The organism is Enterobacter cloacae complex sp. IR5422, assembly GCF_049238165.1.
In the GTDB taxonomy this organism is placed as follows: domain Bacteria; phylum Pseudomonadota; class Gammaproteobacteria; order Enterobacterales; family Enterobacteriaceae; genus Enterobacter; species Enterobacter roggenkampii.
Genome location: NZ_JBMKHT010000105.1, coordinates 1 through 1,906, shown reverse-complemented (window position 1 = coordinate 1,906; position 1,906 = coordinate 1). Strand labels below are relative to the sequence as shown.

The following is a 1,906-nucleotide window of genomic DNA, read 5'->3' as shown; positions in this document are numbered from 1 at the left end:
GGCCAAAATCAGCCACGAAGAGACGATTTTGGGCTGAAAATTGGAAAATTGAGCCACAGGACGTCGATAAAGGACGGTTTGGGGCGTCATATCGGGAGCTGCGGACCACTTAATCGCAACTTCCTTAGCTATTGTTTAAAAGTCAGTTGAATTACTTTGTAGACCGGAAACCTGAATAGTGGAGATCCTTCCGGTTTTACGATCGGTCACGTTCAGCTGAAGCTGTCCATCGGTGTTGGCGATATCAACGATAAAATCGTTGGTCACCATCCGGCCGGGTTTGCCGGTATTAATGTTGGTCAGTAACCCGCCTAAAATCTGCGACTGGATAGCCTGAGTGAAGTTGTCCAGTGCGGATGGGGTATCAACGCTAAAATCCTTTAAGCTTGGGTCCTTATAGGAGTTTTGCGCCTGCGCTTCATTCAGCAGAAAGGCGCCGTTGTTAGGGTTACCGCCAAAGTTAGGGTTACGGAACTGAAACGTCATATTTCCGGCCCAGCTTATAGGTGTTATTAGCATTATCGAAACAACTGCATATGCAATACGCATGACAGCCTCCGCATATCGGTTCGCTAGAACTCGTCTTTAGCTAAATCGCTGGTGCTTAATAGGGCTTTATCTATTTGCAGGCGATTAATAGCGTCTTCTGATTGGGCCAGTGCCAGGGCTACGTTTTTATCGAAGTCCATTTTAGTGGGGAATAAAAACGTTTGATAAATAACGTACTGATTGGTCGTTATTGTTATCCAACTTCCCCATCGTGCACTGGGCCGCTCGTTGATTGTTATATTTCCGGTATAAGTACTGTCCCATTTGTCACTGAAGGCTCGATAAAAACTGTGCCCGACCGATGAGACAGTGTGGTCTGTTAACAATCCGGGAACTTCGACCTCGACGGCCTTCAGATTCCCGGCAGCGAGCAGGAAACTCGCTGCGGCGATCCAACTCAACGTGCGCTTCATGTGATTAACGCCTGAGGTTATCGTTTGCCCACGAAACCGCCTGAGTTCGGTTTTTTACAGCTATCTTCTTGAAAAGATTATAAAGGTGCGTCTTTACCGTATTTTCGCTGATAAATAACGAACGGGCGATTTCAATATTTGAAGCACCAATGCGTAACTTATTCAGGATCTCTTTCTCACGGTGCGTGAGCAGTGCTGACTCTGAGCTGTTATAGCGATAATTTCCGGAGTGCGTGATGAGGTAGCTGGCCAGCTTTTGCGAAAAATAACACTCTCCGCGCAATATGCCTTGCAGACCCTCAACTACCCGGTCTTCTTCTTCCGTGACGTAGAACACGCCATTGATATGCGGCCAGCTTTCAATATCCCTAAAAGGATATTCATCAGGCGTATTCAATAATAGCACGCGGATATTATTGTTTTTCCTGCTTAAAATATCTTGCCAGTAATGGATGAGCTTTTTATCAGCTTCCATCATATCGAACAGAATGATGCTGCCAGGTGCAATATCATCAAAAGAACGTTGAATATTATGCAATTTCCCGTTCAGTGATAAAGATTGCTTTAAATGTTGTAATAACGCTGTCGCTTGCAAAGAAGGTTTTGTGATCAACAGTAATGTATGACCATGTAAACTATGGACTTCATTATACATGATGAAACCCCACTTTTTTTTGGCACCTGGCAGCTGTCCTCCTGTTTAATAGAGGACACCAGAAGTACTGACAGATGTTGCACTGCTGTGTGTAGAATCAGACCATAACCTCCACGGGGAGGTAAATATAAAACCAATTTCGTACATCTAATTTCAATCTAGGGAAGTTGCGATTAAGTGGTCCGCAGCTCCCGATATGACGCCCCAAACCGTCCTTTATCGACGTCCTGTGGCTCAATTTTCCAATTTTCAGCCCAAAATCGTCTCTTCGTGGCTGATTTTGGCCCTG

3 protein-coding genes are annotated in these 1,906 nt (G+C 45.1%); all 3 read right to left on the bottom strand.

All coding sequences use genetic code 11. The features are described from left to right. Window positions 1-135: 135 nt before the first annotated feature. Genes csgF through csgD form a run of 3 tightly spaced genes read right to left on the bottom strand, consistent with a single transcriptional unit; the run spans window position 136 to window position 1,617 of the window. A complete protein-coding gene (gene csgF / locus ACOTXT_RS22400) occupies window positions 136-549 on the bottom strand; it encodes a curli production assembly/transport protein CsgF (RefSeq protein ID WP_008500846.1) in 414 nt (137 codons plus the stop codon). A 23-nt stretch (window positions 550-572) separates the two neighbouring features. Continuing rightward, entirely contained in the window at window positions 573-962 is a 390-nt protein-coding gene (gene csgE, locus ACOTXT_RS22395; protein WP_021240791.1) for a curli production assembly/transport protein CsgE, read from the bottom strand. A gap of 4 nt (window positions 963-966) precedes the next feature. Next, on the bottom strand, window positions 967-1,617 hold the full coding sequence (gene csgD / locus ACOTXT_RS22390) for a biofilm master transcriptional regulator CsgD (RefSeq protein WP_021240790.1): 651 nt from the start codon (window positions 1,615-1,617) through the stop codon (window positions 967-969). Window positions 1,618-1,906 lie beyond the last annotated feature (289 nt).